This window comes from Demequina silvatica, assembly GCF_000971215.1.
Lineage (GTDB): Bacteria > Actinomycetota > Actinomycetes > Actinomycetales > Demequinaceae > Demequina > Demequina silvatica.
Window position 1 is genome coordinate 296,054 of sequence record NZ_BBMA01000003.1, and the last position, 17,349, is coordinate 313,402.

Annotated in this window: 16 protein-coding genes; 7 read left to right on the plus strand and 9 right to left on the minus strand. The window is 72.1% G+C overall.

Going from position 1 to position 17,349, the window contains the following annotated elements:
* Nucleotides 1–27: 27 nt before the first annotated feature.
* Both AOM05_RS05325 and AOM05_RS05330 read right to left on the minus strand, forming a co-directional pair.
* Nucleotides 28–708, minus strand: coding sequence for a methionine ABC transporter permease (locus AOM05_RS05325; RefSeq protein WP_062520066.1), 681 nt, complete (start codon nt 706–708; stop codon nt 28–30).
* A complete protein-coding gene (locus tag AOM05_RS05330) occupies nt 705–1,679 on the minus strand; it encodes a methionine ABC transporter ATP-binding protein (RefSeq protein WP_062520068.1) in 975 nt (324 codons plus the stop codon). Before AOM05_RS05330 ends, AOM05_RS05325 begins: the two co-directional genes overlap by 4 nt.
* 335 nt (nt 1,680–2,014) lie before the next feature.
* Between AOM05_RS05330 and AOM05_RS05335 the strand changes: the two genes are divergently transcribed.
* Nucleotides 2,015–3,412, plus strand: coding sequence for an MFS transporter (locus AOM05_RS05335; protein ID WP_228373219.1), 1,398 nt, complete (start codon nt 2,015–2,017; stop codon nt 3,410–3,412).
* Nucleotides 3,413–3,453: 41 nt separating this feature from the next.
* Here the strand turns inward: AOM05_RS05335 and AOM05_RS05340 are convergent, their stop codons facing one another.
* Nucleotides 3,454–4,041 (minus strand): DUF3558 domain-containing protein, encoded by a 588-nt coding sequence (locus AOM05_RS05340; protein WP_062520069.1) that lies wholly within the window; start codon nt 4,039–4,041, stop codon nt 3,454–3,456.
* 103 nt (nt 4,042–4,144) lie between these two features.
* Between AOM05_RS05340 and AOM05_RS05345 the strand changes: the two genes are divergently transcribed.
* Nucleotides 4,145–4,600, plus strand: coding sequence for a MarR family winged helix-turn-helix transcriptional regulator (locus tag AOM05_RS05345; RefSeq protein ID WP_062520071.1), 456 nt, complete (start codon nt 4,145–4,147; stop codon nt 4,598–4,600).
* A 7-nt stretch (nt 4,601–4,607) separates the two neighbouring features.
* On the opposite strand, the gene AOM05_RS05350 is transcribed toward AOM05_RS05345, so the two are convergent.
* Complete coding sequence (locus AOM05_RS05350) at nt 4,608–5,084, minus strand: tRNA (cytidine(34)-2'-O)-methyltransferase (protein ID WP_062520072.1); 477 nt, start codon at nt 5,082–5,084, stop codon at nt 4,608–4,610.
* A 147-nt stretch (nt 5,085–5,231) separates the two neighbouring features.
* On the opposite strand from AOM05_RS05350, the gene AOM05_RS05355 reads away from it, so the two are divergent.
* Both AOM05_RS05355 and AOM05_RS05360 read left to right on the plus strand, forming a co-directional pair.
* Nucleotides 5,232–7,079, plus strand: a complete 1,848-nt coding sequence (locus AOM05_RS05355; RefSeq protein WP_062520249.1) for an ABC transporter ATP-binding protein — start codon at nt 5,232–5,234, stop codon at nt 7,077–7,079.
* Between the two features lie 33 nt (nt 7,080–7,112).
* A complete protein-coding gene (locus AOM05_RS05360) occupies nt 7,113–8,813 on the plus strand; it encodes an alpha-glucosidase (RefSeq protein ID WP_062520074.1) in 1,701 nt (566 codons plus the stop codon).
* Nucleotides 8,814–9,459: 646 nt separating this feature from the next.
* Here the strand turns inward: AOM05_RS05360 and AOM05_RS05365 are convergent.
* A complete protein-coding gene (locus AOM05_RS05365; RefSeq protein ID WP_062520075.1) occupies nt 9,460–11,397 on the minus strand; it encodes a M13 family metallopeptidase in 1,938 nt (645 codons plus the stop codon).
* A 155-nt stretch (nt 11,398–11,552) separates the two neighbouring features.
* On the opposite strand from AOM05_RS05365, the gene AOM05_RS05370 reads away from it, so the two are divergent.
* Nucleotides 11,553–12,005 carry a ribose-5-phosphate isomerase gene (locus AOM05_RS05370; protein WP_062520251.1) on the plus strand — a complete coding sequence of 151 codons (453 nt, stop codon included), beginning with the start codon at nt 11,553–11,555 and terminating at the stop codon, nt 12,003–12,005.
* A 25-nt stretch (nt 12,006–12,030) separates the two neighbouring features.
* On the opposite strand, the gene AOM05_RS05375 is transcribed toward AOM05_RS05370, so the two are convergent.
* Both AOM05_RS05375 and AOM05_RS05380 read right to left on the minus strand, forming a co-directional pair.
* A complete protein-coding gene (locus AOM05_RS05375; RefSeq protein ID WP_062520077.1) occupies nt 12,031–13,299 on the minus strand; it encodes a GNAT family N-acetyltransferase in 1,269 nt (422 codons plus the stop codon).
* Between the two features lie 94 nt (nt 13,300–13,393).
* Complete coding sequence (locus AOM05_RS05380) at nt 13,394–13,903, minus strand: CoA-binding protein (RefSeq protein WP_062520079.1); 510 nt, start codon at nt 13,901–13,903, stop codon at nt 13,394–13,396.
* A 152-nt stretch (nt 13,904–14,055) separates the two neighbouring features.
* Between AOM05_RS05380 and AOM05_RS05385 the strand changes: the two genes are divergently transcribed.
* Nucleotides 14,056–14,556 (plus strand): Dps family protein, encoded by a 501-nt coding sequence (locus AOM05_RS05385; RefSeq protein WP_062520080.1) that lies wholly within the window; start codon nt 14,056–14,058, stop codon nt 14,554–14,556.
* Nucleotides 14,557–14,646: 90 nt separating this feature from the next.
* Here AOM05_RS05385 and AOM05_RS05390 read toward each other — a convergent pair whose 3' ends face one another.
* A complete protein-coding gene (locus tag AOM05_RS05390) occupies nt 14,647–15,579 on the minus strand; it encodes an aldo/keto reductase (RefSeq protein ID WP_062520082.1) in 933 nt (310 codons plus the stop codon).
* Nucleotides 15,580–15,709: 130 nt separating this feature from the next.
* Here AOM05_RS05390 and AOM05_RS05395 point away from each other — a divergent pair, with 130 nt between their 5' ends.
* The gene (locus AOM05_RS05395; RefSeq protein WP_082097284.1) at nt 15,710–16,660 is read left to right on the plus strand and encodes a LysR family transcriptional regulator; all 951 of its coding nucleotides are present in this window, start codon (nt 15,710–15,712) and stop codon (nt 16,658–16,660) included.
* Here AOM05_RS05395 and cysE read toward each other — a convergent pair.
* Complete coding sequence (gene cysE, locus AOM05_RS05400) at nt 16,651–17,298, minus strand: serine O-acetyltransferase (RefSeq protein ID WP_082097285.1); 648 nt, start codon at nt 17,296–17,298, stop codon at nt 16,651–16,653. The two genes, AOM05_RS05395 and cysE, sit on opposite strands and share 10 nt — an antisense overlap.
* Nucleotides 17,299–17,349 lie beyond the last annotated feature (51 nt).

Below are 17,349 nucleotides of genomic sequence, written 5' to 3' on the forward strand. Positions count from 1 at the left end.
CTTGTGATGGGTGGGAAAGGAAGGGAGTCAGCGGTGGTCGGTGCGACGCACCAGGGCGTCGCCGATGGCCTGCACCGCCTGGACCAGCAGCACCAGCACCACGAGGACGACGATCATCACCTCGGGCTGATACCGCTGGTAGCCGTAGTTGTAGGCGAGCCGGCCCAGGCCGCCGCCGCCCACCAGGCCCGCCATCGCGCTGTAGCCGATGAGCGTGACCACGGTGGTGGTGGCGCCCGCGATGAGCGACGGGAGCGCCTCGGGCAGCAGGACGCGCGTGATGGTCTGGCGGCGGGTCGAGCCCATCGCGTGCGCGGCGTCGGCCTTGCCCGAGTCGACCTCGCGCAGCGACGCCTCGACCAGGCGGGCGAAGAACGGCACGGCCGCGACGGTGAGCGACACGGAGGCGGCGATCGGCCCGATCGACGTGCCCACGAGCGCGCGGGTCACGGGGATGAGCGCGAGCATGAGGATCGCGTACGGGATGGACCGGGTGATGTTGACGATGACGCCGGACAGCACCACGTTGACCGCGCGGTTCTCGGCCATGCCGCCGCGCTGCGTGACGAACATCGCGACGCCGAGCGGCAGGCCCAGCACCACCGTGAACACGGCGGAGATGCCCACCATCTGGGCGGTCTCGAGGGCGGCGGGGCCCAGCGCCTCCGTGATGGCGGGGTTGGACAGCAGGGAGTCGATCCAGCTCATCGGGCCACCTCCTGCGCGCGGGCGCCGGCGTCGGTGAGCGCGCGCACCAGCGCGTCAGGCGCCACCCCGGGCGGCGCGGCGAGCCGCAGCCGATGGAACGTCACCCCTCCGAACGCCTCGACGGTCCCGGAGACGATGCGCGGGGCGGCTCCCAGCGCCGCGGCGGCCTGGTCGAGGGCCGGGACCCGCGCATCGTCCACCGCGTCGAGGACGTCGACGTCGCCGCCGGCGGCGTCGCCCGGCAGGGCGAGCAGGGCCTCGCTGAGCCGGCTGCCGAAGTCCGCGACCACGTCCGCGATCGCGCCGGACTCGACTATCCGGCCGGAGTCCAGGAGGGACACGGAGTCGCAGATGCGGGTGACCACGGACATCTCGTGGGTGATGACCAGCACGGCGAGGCCCAGGCGCTCCTTGAGGCCCAGGATGAGGTCGAGGATCTCCTCGGTGGTGCGGGGGTCGAGCGCGCTGGTGGGCTCGTCGCACAGGAGCACGTCGGGGTCCGTGGCGAGCGCGCGGGCGATCCCGACGCGCTGGCGCTGGCCGCCCGACAGCTGCGCCGGGTGCGCGCCCGCCGCCTCCGCGAGGCCCACCAGGCCCAGCAGCTCGAGCGCCCGCTCGCGGCGCTCGCGGCGGCCCACGCCCGCGATCTCGAGCGGGTAGGCCACATTGTCGAGCACGGTGCGCGAGTCGAACAGGTTCGCATGCTGGAACACCACGCCCAGGCGGCGGCGCGCCTGGCGCAGCTCCGCGGCGGGGACCGAGGCGAGGTCGACGCCGTCGATCTCGACCGTGCCGGACGTCGGGTGGTCGAGCAGCGCGAGGCATCGCACCAGCGTGGACTTGCCCGCGCCGGAGGGGCCGATCACGCCGTGGACCGTGCCGGCCGGGACGTCGAGGCTCACGCCGGCGAGGGCGTGGATGTCGCGGCCGGCCTGGCGGTAGACCTTGGCGAGGTGGGTGACGGTGATCAACGCGTGCCTTTCGAGCGGGATCCGCGGTGGATCCGTGGGGATGCGAGCGAGGGTGCGCGCGGGCGTCGCCGGGCAGGGGGCGGCGGCCCGCGGCGGGAGAGCGAAGGGGGTGCGGGGCGGCCGTCAGCTACCGGGTCGGGGCCCGGGGTCAGGGAAGGCGCGGCGTCGCGAGGGGTTCAGCTCTGGTGCGTCAACACATTCGCATGCACATGCGCGCCGGGGCAGCGAAGTTCGCGCGGGCGGTCGTCATGAGCGAGGTGAACACGGGAGGGACGGTAGCGCGCGCAGGTCCCGGTCGCCAAATCGGTGTCGGCGCTCGCCATTAGACTCCACCGGTGACCGAGCAGATCGACCCCGAGCAGGGCACCACCGACCCCGCGACCGCGCCCGCCGAGCCCGAGGTCGCCCGCCGCCGCCTGTCGCGCCACCTGGTGGACATCACCCCGCTCAAGGCGAGCCCCGCGTTCGCGCGCCTGTGGATCGGCGGCGCGGTGTCCGGCATCGGCGCGTTCATGACCCAGGTCGCGGTGGGCCTCCAGATCCACGAGATCACGGGCTCCACGTTCATGGTGGGCCTGGTGGGAGGCATCTCGCTGCTGCCCATGATCGTGGCCGGCCTGTGGGGCGGCATGATCGCGGACGTCTTCGACCGTCGGAAGGTGCTCATCGCATCGTCCCTGGTGTCCTGGGCCTCGACGCTGGCCCTGGTCGCCCTCGCCTTCTGGGACGTGCACCTCCAGGGCGGCGGCGAGCACGCGCCGGTGTGGCCGTTCTACCTGGTCACCACCGTCAACGCCGTCGCGACCACGGTGGGCAGCGCGGCGCGCGGCTCGGTGGTGGGGCGCATCCTGCCCGAGCACCTCATCAGTCGCGCCACCGCCCTCAACGGCATCAGCTTCGGCGCGATGGTCACCGTGGGCCCCGCGCTCGCGGGCGTGCTCGCGGCGGGCGTGGGCCTGCCGTGGACGTTCGTGGTCGACGCGGTGCTGTTCAGCGCCGGATTCCTCGGGATCTGGATGCTTCCGCCGCTGCCGCGGCTGGGGGAGAAGGTCGACGCGGGCTGGCACGTGGTCAAGGAGGGGCTCACCTTCCTGCGGCACGCGCCGAACATCCGCATGAGCTTCATCGTCGACATCATCGCGATGACGTTCGGCCGCCCCTATGTGCTCTTCCCGGCGCTCGGCGCGACCGTGGTCGGCGGCGAGTCCCTTACGGTGGGCGCGCTCACCGCGGCCGGCGCGATCGGCACGCTGCTCACCAGCCTGTTCTCCGGCCGCATCTCGCACGTCCACCGTCACGGCATCGCGATCTCGCGCGCCATCCAGGTGTTCGGCGCGTTCGCCCTGATGTTCGGCGTGGTCACGCTGTTCGCCGTGAACGGCGACCACGCGGCCGGACCCGGCTGGTCCGGCACCGACCTGTCGATGCTCGCCCTCATGGCGCTCGCGATGGCGGGCATGGGCGCGTCCGACGAGGTCAGCGCGATCTTCCGCCAGACCATGATCATCACCGCGGCGCCCGACCAGATGCGCGGCCGCCTCCAGGGCGTGTTCATGGTGGTGGTCACCGGTGGGCCGCGCATCGGCGACATGTACGCGGGGATCCTCGCGACCGCGGTCGCGCTGTGGTTCCCGCCGCTCCTGGGCGGGATCGTCATCATCGCCCTCATCGCGATCCTCACCCGCGCGCAGCGGGCGTGGCGCGAGTACGACGCGCAGTCGCCCACGCCGTAGGGGCGCGGGGACGATGCGCGGGCCGGGTCGGGTGGGGCGGCTCAGCCCTCCGCGGGCTGGGGGTTGAGGCTCGCGGCGACCTCGCGCGCGAGCTCGAGGGTGATGTCCTTGCCCTCCTTGCGGCCGGGCTGGATGTAGGACACCTTGACGAAGCTCCCGTCGACCTCCATGCCGATGGTGCGGCGGCTGGGGTGCGTGTACGCGTTCTCGGCGCCGGGGATGTTCTTCTTGACGGTGTACGTCTTGCCCAGCTGCGCCTCCGCGAGCTCGCGGTGGCGGGCGGCGTCCGGGTACTCCCAGTTGATCTCGACGACCACGCGCGGCTCGGTGCGCTCGTCGTTCTGGGGGTGCCACTCGCAGATGTTGCGGCCGTCGTAGGACAGGCTCGAGTTGAACTCGCCGTCGACCATCTTGAGCCCCGCGAGCTTGTTGAGCCGCTTGAGCGTGAGGGTGTCGCACGGGTCGGGGGTGCCCGCCGGCGCCTCCGCGATGGCCGAGACGGTCGGGTTCGCCGCCGCCGAGGGGTCCGCCGAGGGCTCCGTGTCCGAGTCGAGCGGCGTGCAGCCGGCGAGCGTGACGGCTGCGCCGACGGCGGCTGCCGTCCAGGCGGGCAGGAGGCGAGGCATCATGCGGGGGTCCCTTTCGTCACGGAGACGCTAGCATCCGCGGCGCGCGCCGCCACGTCGTGCCTGGTTCTCACGGGCGCGGTCGCCGCGGCGCTACGGTGGGACCGTGCACGATGACGCCACCACCGCGACCCTGGTCGCCTCGCGAGCCCTCCTCGGGATCGTCGCCCGCTCGCTCGCGCCCGCCCTCTCCGAGGTGACGGTGCCTCAGTTCCGCGTGCTCGTGGTGCTGTCGGGCGAGGGATCGCTGCGCATGGGCGACCTCGCGGAGCGCATCGGCATCCACCCGTCCACGCTGACGCGCACCGTCGAGCGCCTCCAGCACGGCGGTTGGATCACGCGCGCCGAGTCGCCCGAGAGCCGCCGCGAGGTCCGCGTCAGCCTGTCCGAGTCCGGCGCGGAGCTGGTGACCACGGTGACCGAGCGGCGCCGCGCGCTCCTGCGCGAGGTGCTCGCCGAGGTCGCGCCCGAGGACCGCGAGGCGGTGCGCCTCGGGATGGAGGCCTTCGCGCGCGCGGCGGGGGAGCCGGACCCGCGCGACCTCCTCGAGCTGGGGATCTGACCCCCGCTCACTCCATGTCGGTGAAGCCCAGCTGGCGAGCCGCCTCGTAGATGACGATCGACGCCGCATTCGACAGGTTGAGCGACCGCCGGCCCGGCAGCATCGGGATCCGCACCCACTCGGTCACGCGCGGGTGGTCGAGCGCCTCCTCGGGCAGCCCCGTGGGCTCGGGGCCGAACATGAGGATGTCCTCGGCGCGGTACTCGACCTCCGTGTAGGTGGTGCCGGCGCGCGCCGTGAACGCGAAGACGCGGGACTCCGGCAGCTCGTCGAGCATCGCGTCGAGGCTCGGGTGCACGGTCACCGTCGCGAGGTCGTGATAGTCGAGTCCGGCGCGGCGCAGCTTGGAGTCCTCGAGCTCGAACCCCAGCGGCTCGATCAGGCGCAGGGGCGCGCCGGTGACGGCGGACAGCCGGATCGCGCTGCCGGTGTTCTCAGGGATGCGGGGCTCGTAGAAGGCGATCGACGGGAGGGCGACGGGCATGCCGCCAGTCTGGCACGCGCCGCCCGCGGGACGATGCGACGGCCGGGACCGCCGCATCGTCCCCTCGCGCGGGGGTCGGGTGTCGTAGGGCGGCCCTAGGCTCTCCCCATGAGCCATCCCGCACCCGCCGGCAGCCGCCGCGCCGCCATGGGCGGCGGCAAGAACGGGATGCGGCTCGCGAGCTTCGACGAGGAGGCGCAGCGCGCCCTCAACGCGGAGGCGCCCGACATCCCCGACCTGTGGCCGCGCGTGGTCGCCCTGTTCCGGCCCTACCGCGGCGCGCTGATCACCACCGCGGTGCTGGTGGTCGCGGCGGCGGCCGCGACGGTGGTGCCGCCGCTGATAGTCGAGCGGATCTTCGACAACGCCCTGTTCCCGGCCTCGGGCACCGTGCAGGTGGGGCTGCTCGCGGAGCTGGTGGCCGTGATGATCGTCATCTACGTGGTCGCGGCGGGGCTGCAGGTGTGGCAGACGTATCTCACCTCCTCGGTGGGCAACCGGGTCACGGGCGACCTGCGCGAGCGGCTGTTCGCGCGCCTGCAGTCGATGGAGCTGGCGTTCTTCACCCGCACCAAGACCGGCGTCATCCAGTCGCGCCTGCAGAACGACGTGGGCGGGGTCTCCGGGGTTCTCACCACGTTCGTGTCCAGCATCGTGGGCAACACGGTGACGGTCGCCGCCTCGCTGGTCGCGATGATCCTGCTCGACTGGCGGCTCACGGTGCTCGCGGTGATCCTCATGCCCGCGCTGGTGATGGTGCAGCGGCGGGTGGGACGGGTGCGCGCGCGCATCGCCGCCCGCACCCAGGAGTCGCTGTCCGAGCTCACCGCCATCACGCAGGAGACGCTGTCCGTCAGCGGCATCCTCCTGTCCAAGGTCTACAACCGTCAGCGCCTCGAGACCGACCGCTTCCGCGCGGAGAACGCCACCCAGATCCGGCTGCAGGTGCAGCAGGCCATGACGGGGCAGTGGTTCTTCGGGCTGGTGACCGTGGTGATGTCCTCCGTGCCGGCGGTCATCTACCTCGCGGCGGGGCTGCTCATCTCGCAGGGGTCGACGGTGCTCACCGCGGGCACCATCGTCGCGTTCACGGCGGTTCAGTCGCGCCTGCTGTTCCCGCTGATGGCGCTCATGCGGGTCGCCCTCGAGGTGCAGACCTCGCGCGCCCTGTTCGCGCGGATCTTCGAGTACCTGGACCTCGAGCCCGCCATCCGCGACGCGCCGGACGCCGTGGGGGTCGAGGACGCGCCGGGCCCCCTGGGCGCGGTCGAGTTCCGCGACGTGGTGTTCCGGTATCCCGGCGCGCGCGAGGATGCCGCGCCCACCCTGGACGGCGTGACGTTCCGGATCGAGCCGGGCACGTCGCACGCCTTCGTGGGTCCGTCCGGGGCGGGCAAGACCACCGTGGTGTACCTCGCGGCGCGGCTGCACGAGGCGAGCGGGGGAGCGGTGCTGTTCGCGGGCGAGGACGTGCGCCGCCTGCGCCACGAGTCCGTCGTCGAGCACGTGGGCGTCGTGAGCCAGGAGACCTACCTGTTCCACGCGACCATCGCGGAGAACCTGCGCTACGCCAAGCCCGACGCCACCGACGCCGAGCTCGAGGACGCGTGCCGGCGGGCGAACATCCATGACGCGATCATGGGGTTCGAGCACGGCTACGCGACGGTGGTGGGCGAGCGCGGCTACCGCCTGTCGGGCGGGGAGAAGCAGCGCATCGCGATCGCGCGCGTCCTGCTCAAGGACCCGCCGGTGCTGCTGCTCGACGAGGCCACCAGCGCGCTCGACACCGTCTCCGAGCGGGTGGTGCAGGCCGCGCTCGACCGCGCGGCCGAGGGACGGACCACGCTGGTGGTCGCGCACCGGCTGTCCACCGTCCGCGGCGCGGACGTCATCCACGTGGTCGAACGCGGGCGCATCGTCGAGTCGGGCACCCACGCCGAGCTGCTCGCGAGCGGGGGACTCTACGCCCGGCTCGCCCTCGAGCAGTCGGACTAGGGTGGACAGGGCGACGATGCGAGAGGAGCGCCCGTGAGCGACGACTGGTGGAAGTCCGCGGTGGTGTACCAGGTGTACCCGCGAAGCTTCCAGGATTCCAACGGCGACGGGATCGGGGACCTCCAGGGGATCCGGTCGCGGCTCGATCACCTCGAGTGGCTCGGTGTCGACGTCATCTGGCTGTCGCCCATCTACGCCTCGCCGCAGGCCGACAACGGCTACGACATCTCCGACTACCAGGCGATCGACCCGACGTTCGGCGACCTCGACGACTTCGACGCGCTGCTCACGGCGGCGCACGCGCGCGGCATGAAGGTCGTGATGGACCTGGTGGTCAACCACACGTCCGACGAGCACCCGTGGTTCCTGGAGTCGCGCGCGTCCAAGCGCAGCCCCAAGCGCGACTGGTACTGGTGGCGTCCGCCGCGCGACGGCTTCGAGCCCGGCGCGCCCGGCGCGGAGCCCACCAACTGGCGCGCGTTCTTCTCGGGACCCGCGTGGGCGCTCGACGAGGAGTCCGGCGAGTACTACCTCCACCTGTTCCACCAGAAGCAGCCCGACCTCAACTGGGAGAACCCCGAGGTCCGCCAGGCCGTCTACGCGATGATGAACTGGTGGCTCGACCGGGGGGTCGACGGCTTCCGCATGGACGTCATCAACCTCATCTCGAAGGTGCTGCCGCTGCGCGACGGCGAGCCGCTCCCCGGCGGGCTGGGCAACGGCTTCCCGCTGTACGCATGCGGGCCCCGCAACCACGAGTTCCTGCAGGAGATGCACCGCGAGGTGTTCGCCGGGCGCACCGGTCGCTACCTCACGGTGGGCGAGACGCCCGGCGCGACCGTCGACGACGCGATCCTGTTCACCGACCCCGACCGCGCCGAGGTCGACATGGTCTTCCAGTTCGAGCACGTCGACGTGGACCACGGACCGCTGGGCAAGTTCGACCCGCAGCCGCTCGACCTGGTGCGGCTCAAGGCGATCCTCGGGCGCTGGCAGGCCGCGCTCGCGGAGCGCGGCTGGAACTCGCTGTACTGGGACAACCACGACCAGCCGCGTGTGGTCTCCCGCTTCGGGGACGACCGCGACCACTGGGCCGCCTCCGCCAAGGCGCTGGCCGCCGTCCTCCACCTCATGCGCGGCACGCCGTACATCTACCAGGGTGAGGAGCTGGGCATGACGAACGCCGGCCTCACCTCGATCGATCAGTACCGCGACGTCGAGTCGCTCAACGCCTACGACGAGCTGCGCGAGATGGACGTGCCGGAGCAGCGGATCCTCGACGGCCTCGCCGCCATGAGCCGCGACAACGCGCGCACGCCGGTGCAGTGGGACGGGTCCGCTCACGGCGGCTTCACCACGGGCGCGCCGTGGCTGCGGGTGACGCCCAACCACACGTGGCTGAACGCTGAGGCGCAGCGGGAGGACCCGGACTCGGTGTCCGCGTTCTACAAGGCGCTGATCGCGCTGCGCCACGCCGAGCCCGTGGTCGCCCACGGCTCCTTCGAGATGCTGCTCGCGGAGGACCCGCAGGTGTTCGCGTACCGGAGGGTGCTCGACGGGACGGTGCTCACCGTGGTCGCGAACATCTCCGGCGCCGAGGTCACCGCGGCGGTCGACGTCGCGCACGGCGGGCTGGTGCTGCACAACCTCGGGGTGTCCGCCACGCCCTACCCGGCCGGTGCCGGCGAGGTGCCGTTGGGTCCGTGGGAGGCGCGGGTCTACCTGCACCGCTGAGGCGTGGGCTGGTGCGCGCTGCGGGGCGCCGACCTGCGCGTCCCGGTGACACATGAGTGCTCGCCGCTTCCTGGTGACACCACGGTGCTCGCACATGCCGCTGTGCGGGCACCCAGGTGTCACGGGGAGACGTCAGCCCGCACCCGGGGCGCCCGTGGTCTCACTGATCATCCGGCGCAGAAAAGGCGTGGTGGATCTGCAAGATCCGATCAACTGAACCGGTGGCCCTCCTCGTGCGCACCGGACCGCCGCCCGCGTGCTCCGGCTTCTGTGCGTGCGCCGCGGAGGGTGAACGGAGCCAGTCGAGATTCCTTGTCACGGCAATCGGGAGGAATGCCATGACAAGGAATCTCAACTGACTCCGCTCGACCTGCCGCAGCGTCTTGCCTGGTAGATGTCTTAATCGGCTGAGGAGCGTCCGAGACGAGCTCGAGCGGCGCGAACCGGCGAGCGTGCCGATCGCACGCTCGTATGCTCAGGCGCCCCGGTGATAGCCCGGTGCAGAGAAATGGCCGCGGATCTGCTCCGGCGTATCACTGGGCGCGGCGAACAGGGGCGAGCAGCGCTGAGCAGCGGCGAACCCTGACCAACCCCGGCGAACCGTGGAGAACCGCAGCGGGGCCGGGCCATTCTCGTGCCACCCACCTCACCAGATGGAGACGCGCTCCTCGGGCTCGAGCCACAGCGCGTCCTCGGCATCGACCGAGAAGGCCGAGTACCACGCGTCCATGTTGCGCACGATCCCGTTGACGCGGAACTCGGACGGCGAGTGCGGGTCCGTCGCCAGCCGCGTCACCAGCGCCTCGGACCGCACCTTCATGCGCTCGGTCAGCGCGTAGCCGATGAAGAACCGCTGGACCGCGGTGAGGCCGTCGAGCTCGGGCGCCTCCGCGATGGGGTGGCCCAGCGCGATCTCGTAGGCCTTGAGGGAGATCTCCACGCCCGCGAGGTCGCCGATGTTCTCGCCCACCGTGAGCGCGCCGTTGACGTGGTGCGAGCCGGCGAGCTGCAGCGGCGAGTAGCCGTTGTACTGCTCGATGAGCTTCTTCGCGCGCTCCATGAACGCGGCGCGGTCGGCCTCGGTCCACCAGTCCTCGAGGGCGCCGGTGCCGGAGTACTTGGAGCCCTGGTCGTCGAAGCCGTGCCCGATCTCGTGGCCGATCACGGATCCGATGCCGCCGTAGTTGATCGCGTCGTCCGCCTCGGGGTGGAAGAACGGCGGCTGCAGGATCGCCGCGGGGAACACGATCTCGTTCGCGACGGGCAGGTAGTAGGCGTTCACCGTCTGCGGCGTCATGAGCCACTCGGAGCGGTCGACCGGCTTGCCGATCTTGGCCCACTCCCAGTCCTCCTCGAACGCGCTCGCCGCGCGCACGTTGCCCACGAGGTCCTCGGGCGACAGCTCGAGGCCGTCGAAGGAGCGCCACTTCTCCGGGTAGCCGATCTTGGGCGTGAACTGGCGCAGCTTCTCGAGCGCGCGCTCCTTGGTCTCCGGCGTCATCCAGTCCAGCGCCTCGATCGACACGCGGTACGCCTCGATGAGGTTCGCGACCAGCGCGTCCATCTGCACCTTGTACGCCGGCGGGAAGTGCCGCGACACGTACTCCTGGCCCACCAGCTCGCCCGCGACGCCCTCGACCAGGCTCACGGCGCGCTTCCAGCGCTCGCGCTGCTCGGTGGCGCCCGACAGCACCGTGCCGTAGAAGTCGAAGTTCGCCTTCGACAGGTCCTCGGTGAGGTAGGCCGCGCGCGAGTTGGCGATGCGCCAGCGCAGGTACGCCTTCCACGTGGCGAGGTCCGTCTCCTCCCAGATCTTCGCGAACGCCGTGAAGTACGAGGGCTCGCCCACCACCATCAGCGCGTGCGCCGCCGCCGGCATGCGGATCGCGTCCGCCCACGCGGCCCACTCGAAGCCCGGCGCGTCCGCGGCCAGGCCCTCGAGCGTGGTGGGGTTGTGGGTGAGCTCCGCCTCGCGGGTCTTCACCACGTCCCAGTGCTCGCGCGCGATCGCGGTCTCGAGGCCCACCACCGTCGACGAGTCGAACTCCAGGCCGGTGAGCCCCGCCATGCGGTCCACGTGCGCCACGTACTTCTCTCGCGTCTCCGCGTGCGCGTCGTCGCGGTAGTACGCCTCGTCCGGCAGCCCGATGCCCGACTGCCCCAGGTAGACCACGTTGCGGGCGGGGTCCAGACGGTCGGCGAACACGTAGTAGCCCACCGTGCCGGACACGCCGTCGCGCTGGAGCTCGCCCATCGCGCGCGCCAGCTCCTCGTGCGAGGAGGCGGCCTCGACCTTCGCCAGGTCGGGCAGCAGCGGCTCCACCCCGAGGGCGTTCACGCGTTCCACGTCCATGAAGGACGCGTACAGGGCGCCGATCTGCGACTCCCGCGACGCCTCCTCGATGATGACCCGCACCTGCTTCTCGGCCTCGTCGCGCAGCGTGTAGAACGAGCCGTCCGCGGAGCGGTCGCCCGGGATCACGTGGGACTCCTCCCACGGCCCGGAGACGTACCGGAAGAAGTCGTCCTGCGCGCGGACGGTGGGCGAGAACTCGGACTGGTCGATGCCGGAGTGGAGCGTCATGCCTCTCACCCTAGGGGCGACCACCGACGCCCGGGCGAGGTTTCGCTCACGGCGAGCCCGCGCATCGTCCCTCCACCGCCGGGGGACGATGCGCGGGTCGCCCGCGCGCGGACGTCCGGGCGCCCGCCCTCCCGCACGCTGGCACAATGGGCGGCATGCGCATCCACATCGCCGCGGACCACGCCGGCTTCGAGCTCAAGCAGCACCTCATCGCCCACTTCACCGAGGCCGGCCATGACGTGGTCGACCACGGCGCGCACGAGTACGACGCGCTCGACGACTACCCGCCGATGTGCATCGCCGCCGCGGAGGCCGTCGCGGCGAGCGAGGGCGCGGACCTCGGGATCGTCATCGGCGGCTCGGGCAACGGCGAGCAGCTCGCGGCGAACCGCGTCACCGGCATCCGCGCCGCGCTGATCTGGTCCGTCGAGACCGCGAAGCTGGCGCGTCAGCACAACGACGCGCAGGTGGGCTCGCTGGGCGGGCGCATGCACTCGCTCGAGGAGGCCACCGCGATCGCGGACGCCTTCATCGCCGAGCCGTTCTCCGGCGACGAGCGCCACCAGCGCCGCATCGACCTCATGAAGGACTACGAGGCGCGACGCTAGGCCCCGACGCGCGTGCGCGACCTGCTCAGAAGAACAGGTTGCACACCGGCGCGGAGGTCGACTCGAACGCCGCGGCGAGCGCGTGGACCGCGCCCGGCGTGCGCTCCTCGACCAGGCCGGCGGCCGCGAGCGCGCCCAGGCTGACCCCGCCCAGGTAGGCCGCCGAGAGCTCCTGCACCCCGATCACCAGGTCCGGCGTCGCGCCCGGCGCCGCCTCGACGTGTCCCTCGCCGTCGCGCGAGGTCACGCGCCACGGGCCGTGGTTGTCGTGGAACAGCGGGTCCGTGACCTCGATCACCGCGTCGACGGGGCACAGGTACTCGCGCGCGGTGAGCGCCGCCGGCACGTCGACGATCCGCAGCCAGATGTTGTCGCGGATGCGGGCGCGTGCGGCGCGCGGGTCCTTGAGGAGCCACAGCAGGGCGTCGTCGGTCGCGAGCGGCATCGCCTCGACGGAGCCCATGAGGTCGAGGTCGAGCAGCACCGACCACAGCCGGTGGGTCGCGGCGGCGTCGACCGCGCCGAACGACCACGTGTGCACCTTGCCGCCGGGAACGCCGTCCTCGTCCCACTTGCCCTCGCGACGGAAGAACGCGTACGCCACCGGGACGCCGTCCGCGTCCTCGACCAGCAGGATCCTCATGCGCTCGCTGTCGCGCCGGTGCGCGATCGGGTCGCCGAACCGCGCCCGGAGCGTCTCCTCGTGGTCGAGGGTGGGCGTGCCGGGCCTCTCGATGCGCCGCTGGATGCGGGCGACCGCGGCGCCGTGGCGCTCGAGGCTCGCGTCCTCGATGCGCACGCGCAGCGCGTCGGAACCCGGCACGTCGCGCAGCTCGGCGCCCCGCGGCAGCCGCGCGTCGACCTGCCGCGCCGCGAGCCCGTAGCCGAACCGCTGGTAGATCTCCGTCTCCGCCGCGTACAGCGCGGACGCGACCTCGCCGCGCGCACGCGCGTCCGCGAGGTGGTCGCCCATCATGGCGCGCAGCAGGCCGCGACGGCGGTGGCCGGGGTGGACGCCCACCCAGGTGAGGCCCGCGACCGGCACCAGGGAGCCGCCGGGCACCCGCAGGCGGAACGTGTAGGAGGCCGCGACGCCCGCGAGCCCGCCCACCTCGCCGAACGCGGGGTCCTGGATCTCCATCGCGCGGGTGCGCGAGAACGGGATCTCGGAGGCGTACGCGTCGAGGTCCTCGGGGCGCATGTCGCCGGTGAAGGCCCAGCGGTTGACGTCGAGCATGTCGCCCGCGCGGTCGGAGGCGAGCGAGATCAGGCGATAACCGGGCGTGACGGACATATCGCCATGGTGGCATCGAGGACGATGCGCGGGCTGGCACGGTCGCGGCGCGTCGCCGCCCGAGCGGGTCTGGAAGCGGCCCGGGGAAGGGGCGTCAGAGGGCGCGGAAGGACGCGATGCGGTCCTCGAGCCGGCGGTACTCGACCTTGATGCAGCGGTTCTGCACCGCGACCAGGCCGGCGCAGCGCGCGGTTGACATCGCGTCGGGGTGGCTGATGCCCAGCTGCAGCCACAGCGCCTTCGCGCCGATCCCGACGGTGTCCGCCGCGATCGACGGGGTGAACTCGGCGCGACGGAACACGTCGACCATGTCCACCGGAACCGGCAGGTCCGCGAGCGAGGCGTAGAAGCCGTGGCCGCGGATCTCCTCGCCGGCGGCGGCGGGGTTGACCAGGTACAGCTCGTAGGGGGTGTTCTCCATGAGCCAGACCGCGATCTGGTAGCTGGTGCGCGAGGGGTTGGGCGACGCCCCGACGATCGCCACGCGGTGGGTGCGGGCGAGCGCGAGCGCGAGCTCGTCGTCGCCGGGCACGTCGGTGAGGACCGGCGCGGGGCAGGTCTCGGCGTGGGCCTTGCGGGTGGGGTCGAGGCGCATGTGCTCCATGGTCCGGGAACGTATCAGTCAAAGTGGGCATTCCGTGCCAGGGGTGTGACGGTGATCACCCGCGGCCGGGAATGCTCGCGGCCCTCGGTCGGTTGCCGCGTGTGGACGGCGCCGACACCCGAGGCGCCGCACACCGACACCGAGGAGGAACCATGGCTGCCACCACGCCCGTGAAGACCACCGAGTCGACCCCGAAGATCGGCATCAAGGCCGAGGACCTCAAGGCGATCAACGCCGGCCTCGCGCAGGTGGTCTCCGACACCTTCACGCTGTACGTGAAGACCCACGGCTACCACTGGAACGTCACCGGCCCCCACTTCCGCTCGCTGCACCTGCTGTTCGAGGAGCAGTACCAGGAGCTGTGGGCCGCGGTCGACGTGGTCGCGGAGCGCATGCGCGCGCTCGGCTCCGGCGCACCCGGATCCTTCGCCGAGTTCCTCGAGCACGCGTCCATCAAGGACAACGAGCGCACCGCGGACGCGATGACGATGGTGGAGAACCTCGCCCGCGACCACGAGACCCTCGCGCGACTCATCCGCCCGCTCGTCGAGGTCGCCGAGGACGCCGGCGACGGCGCCACCGCGGACCTGTTCAACGCGCGCCTCGCGGCGCACGAGCAGGCCGCGTGGATGCTGCGGTCGTTCGCCGCGTAACCCCCGCATCGTCCCTCCCCAGGGACACGCACGAGGTCCCCGCCGCCCGGTGAACCCGGGCGACGGGGACCTCGTCGCATGACGCGCAGGTCAGGGGACGGTGTGGCCCGCCGCGCGGAACATCTCGTACCACTCGGCGCGGGAGAGGTGCACGTCGGCACCCTTCGCCGCGGCCTCCACGCGCGCGGGCGTGGTGGTGCCCAGGACCACCTGCATCTGCGCGGGGTGGCGCGTGAGCCACGCGACGGCGATGGCCTCCGCGGGGACCTCGTACTTCCACGCGAGCCGGTCGATCACGGCGTTGAGCTCCTGGTAGTGCGGGTTGCCCAGGAACGGGCCGTCGAAGAACCGCGACTGGAACGGCGACCACGCCTGGAGCGTGATGTCGTGCAGGCGGCAGTAGTCGACCACGCCGTTGTCGCGGTCGATCGACTGGTCCAGGTCGCCCATGTTCATCGCGATGCCGCTCGCGATCGCGGGCGCGTGCGTGACGGACAGCTGGATCTGGTTGGCGACCAGCGGCTGGCGGACGCTGCGCTTGAGCAGCTCGATCTGGCCGGGCGTGTGGTTGGAGACGCCGAAGTGCCGCACCTTGCCGGCCGCGTGGAGCTCGTCGAAGGCGCGCGCGACCTCGTCGGGCTCGACCAGGGCGTCGGGACGGTGGAGCAGCAGGATGTCGATGTAGTCCGTGCCGAGCGCCTCGAGCGAGCCGTCGACGGACTCGAGGATGTGCTCGTAGGAGAAGTCGAAGTACGGCCCGGGCTGGCGGATGCCGCACTTGGTCTGGATGGTGAGCGCCTCGCGCTCGGACGGCGTGAGGCGCATGGCCTCCGCGAAGCGCCGCTCGCAGCCGTGGTACGGCGGGCCGTACAGGTCGGCGTGATCGACGAAGTCGATGCCCGCGTCGAGGGCGGTGCGCACCAGTGCGCGGACCTCCTCGTCGGACTTCTCGACGATGCGCATGAGGCCGAGCACCACGGCGGGCGCGGTGATCTCGGTACCGGGAAGGGTGAAGGTCTTCATGGGTCCATCTTCCATTCAGGCGACGTCTTGCGTCGCGGTCTCGTCATCGAGGGTCGCGGCGAGTCTAGGAAGGTCGTAACCTAGAAGTCCAACGCATGCAAGTCATGAGTTTCATCACCGGAGGCGATGAATGGATCTGCGCCAGATGGAGTACGTGGTCGCCGTCGCGGACGAGCGCCACTTCACGCGCGCCGCCTCGCTCGTCGGGGTGTCGCAGTCGGGGCTGTCGGCGTCGGTGCGCGCGCTCGAGGAGGAGCTGGGCGCGCCGCTGTTCGACCGCACCACGCGCCGCGTCGAGCTCACCGAGGCCGGCCGCGCCTTCGTGCCGTACGCGCGCACGCTGCTCGCGCACGCGACCCGGGCGCGGGACGCCGTGGTCGACGCGACCAGGGAGGTGTCCGGGATCCTGCGGATCGGCGCCGAGCAGTGCCTCGGGATCGTGGACGTCGCCGCGCTGCTCGAGCGCTTCCACCACCGCCACCCGCAGGTCGAGGTGCACTACGTGGAGGCGGGCTCGCACGACCTGGTGGCGCGCGTCCGCGCCGGCGAGCTCGACGCCGCCTTCGTCGCGGCCGCCGGCCACCTGGGCGCGCTTCCCAGCCGGACGCTGGGCGAGGAGGACCTGGTGCTGCTGTGCCCGCCGGGCCACGCGGCCGCGCAGGCGCCCGGCGTGGGCTGGGCGGACCTCGCGGGCTTCGACTTCGTGGACTTCCATCCGTCCTGGGCCATGCGGCCGTTGAACGATGCGGCGGTCGCCGCGGCCGGCGGCGACCGGCGGGTGCGGTTCACCGTGGGCGACGTGCACACGCTCATCTCGTTCGTCGGCCGCGGTCTCGGCGTCGCGGTGGTGCCCGCGCATGTGGCGGCCAAGCCCGAGGCGGCCGGCCTGGTCGCGGTGCCGCTCGAGGGCGGGCGGGGGAGATGGACCGTGTCCGCGGTGTGGTCCCCGCGGGACCGCGCCGACTCCCCGACGCCGCACCTGCTCGCGCTCCTCGACGCCGGGTACGGCGCATGCGCCCCGGCACGCCACGAGGGCCCCCACTCGACGGTGGAGGCCCTCGCGGGCAGTGCTCAGATGTAGTACATCGCCGGCTCGCGCACCGGCTCCGGCGGCGCGTCCGGGTTGGGGTGGCGGTGCGAGTCGCCCGAGTCCACGGCCGAGGCGGCCGTCGAGGCCTCGGTGGGTCCGGGGTGGTTGCGGATGACGGCGGGGATGCCCACCGCGGTCGCGCCGTCCGGCACGTCCTTCACCACCACGGCATTCGCGCCGATCCGGGCGTCGGGTCCCACGCGCAGCGGCCCCAGCACCTTGGCTCCCGCACCGATGACCACGCGGTCGCCGATGGTCGGGTGGCGCTTGCCCGGGCTCATGGTGGTGCCGCCCAGGTTGATGCCGTTGAACATCAGCACGTCGTCGCCCACCACCGCGGTCTCGCCGATCACCACGCCGCTGCCGTGGTCGATGAACACGCGGCGGCCCAGCTGGGCCCCCGGGTGGATCTCGATGCCGGTCACACGGCGCGCGTACTGCGACAGCAGGCGCGCGTACGAGCGCATGTTCCGCTGCCACAGCCAGTGCGCCACCCGGTGGTACCAGACGGCATGGACTCCCTGGTAGGAGCCTGCGATCACCCACCATGCAGGCGCGGCGGGGTCCCGCTTCTGCACGGTGCGGACGTCCTCGAGCGCTCGGGCGAGCGCTCCGATCTCGGATGCCATCTGGGTACCTCCGGGTGGGGACTGCTGGGGACGTGAGGAGGGCGTGACGAG

Excerpts from the sequence above, each read along its gene's own strand:
- cysE (WP_082097285.1), bottom strand. The coding sequence starts at position 17,298 with ATGGCATCCGAGATCGGAGCGCTCGCCCGAGCGCTCGAGGACGTCCGC.
- AOM05_RS05390 (WP_062520082.1), bottom strand. The coding sequence starts at position 15,579 with ATGAAGACCTTCACCCTTCCCGGTACCGAGATCACCGCGCCCGCCGTG.
- AOM05_RS05375 (WP_062520077.1), bottom strand. The coding sequence starts at position 13,299 with ATGTCCGTCACGCCCGGTTATCGCCTGATCTCGCTCGCCTCCGACCGC.
- AOM05_RS05395 (WP_082097284.1), top strand. The coding sequence starts at position 15,710 with ATGGATCTGCGCCAGATGGAGTACGTGGTCGCCGTCGCGGACGAGCGC.
- AOM05_RS05385 (WP_062520080.1), top strand. The coding sequence starts at position 14,056 with ATGGCTGCCACCACGCCCGTGAAGACCACCGAGTCGACCCCGAAGATC.
- AOM05_RS05370 (WP_062520251.1), top strand. The coding sequence starts at position 11,553 with ATGCGCATCCACATCGCCGCGGACCACGCCGGCTTCGAGCTCAAGCAG.
- AOM05_RS05355 (WP_062520249.1), top strand. The coding sequence starts at position 5,232 with ATGGGCGGCGGCAAGAACGGGATGCGGCTCGCGAGCTTCGACGAGGAG.
- AOM05_RS05325 (WP_062520066.1), bottom strand. The coding sequence starts at position 708 with ATGAGCTGGATCGACTCCCTGCTGTCCAACCCCGCCATCACGGAGGCG.
- AOM05_RS05365 (WP_062520075.1), bottom strand. The coding sequence starts at position 11,397 with ATGACGCTCCACTCCGGCATCGACCAGTCCGAGTTCTCGCCCACCGTC.
- AOM05_RS05380 (WP_062520079.1), bottom strand. The coding sequence starts at position 13,903 with ATGGAGCACATGCGCCTCGACCCCACCCGCAAGGCCCACGCCGAGACC.
- AOM05_RS05340 (WP_062520069.1), bottom strand. The coding sequence starts at position 4,041 with ATGATGCCTCGCCTCCTGCCCGCCTGGACGGCAGCCGCCGTCGGCGCA.
- AOM05_RS05350 (WP_062520072.1), bottom strand. The coding sequence starts at position 5,084 with ATGCCCGTCGCCCTCCCGTCGATCGCCTTCTACGAGCCCCGCATCCCT.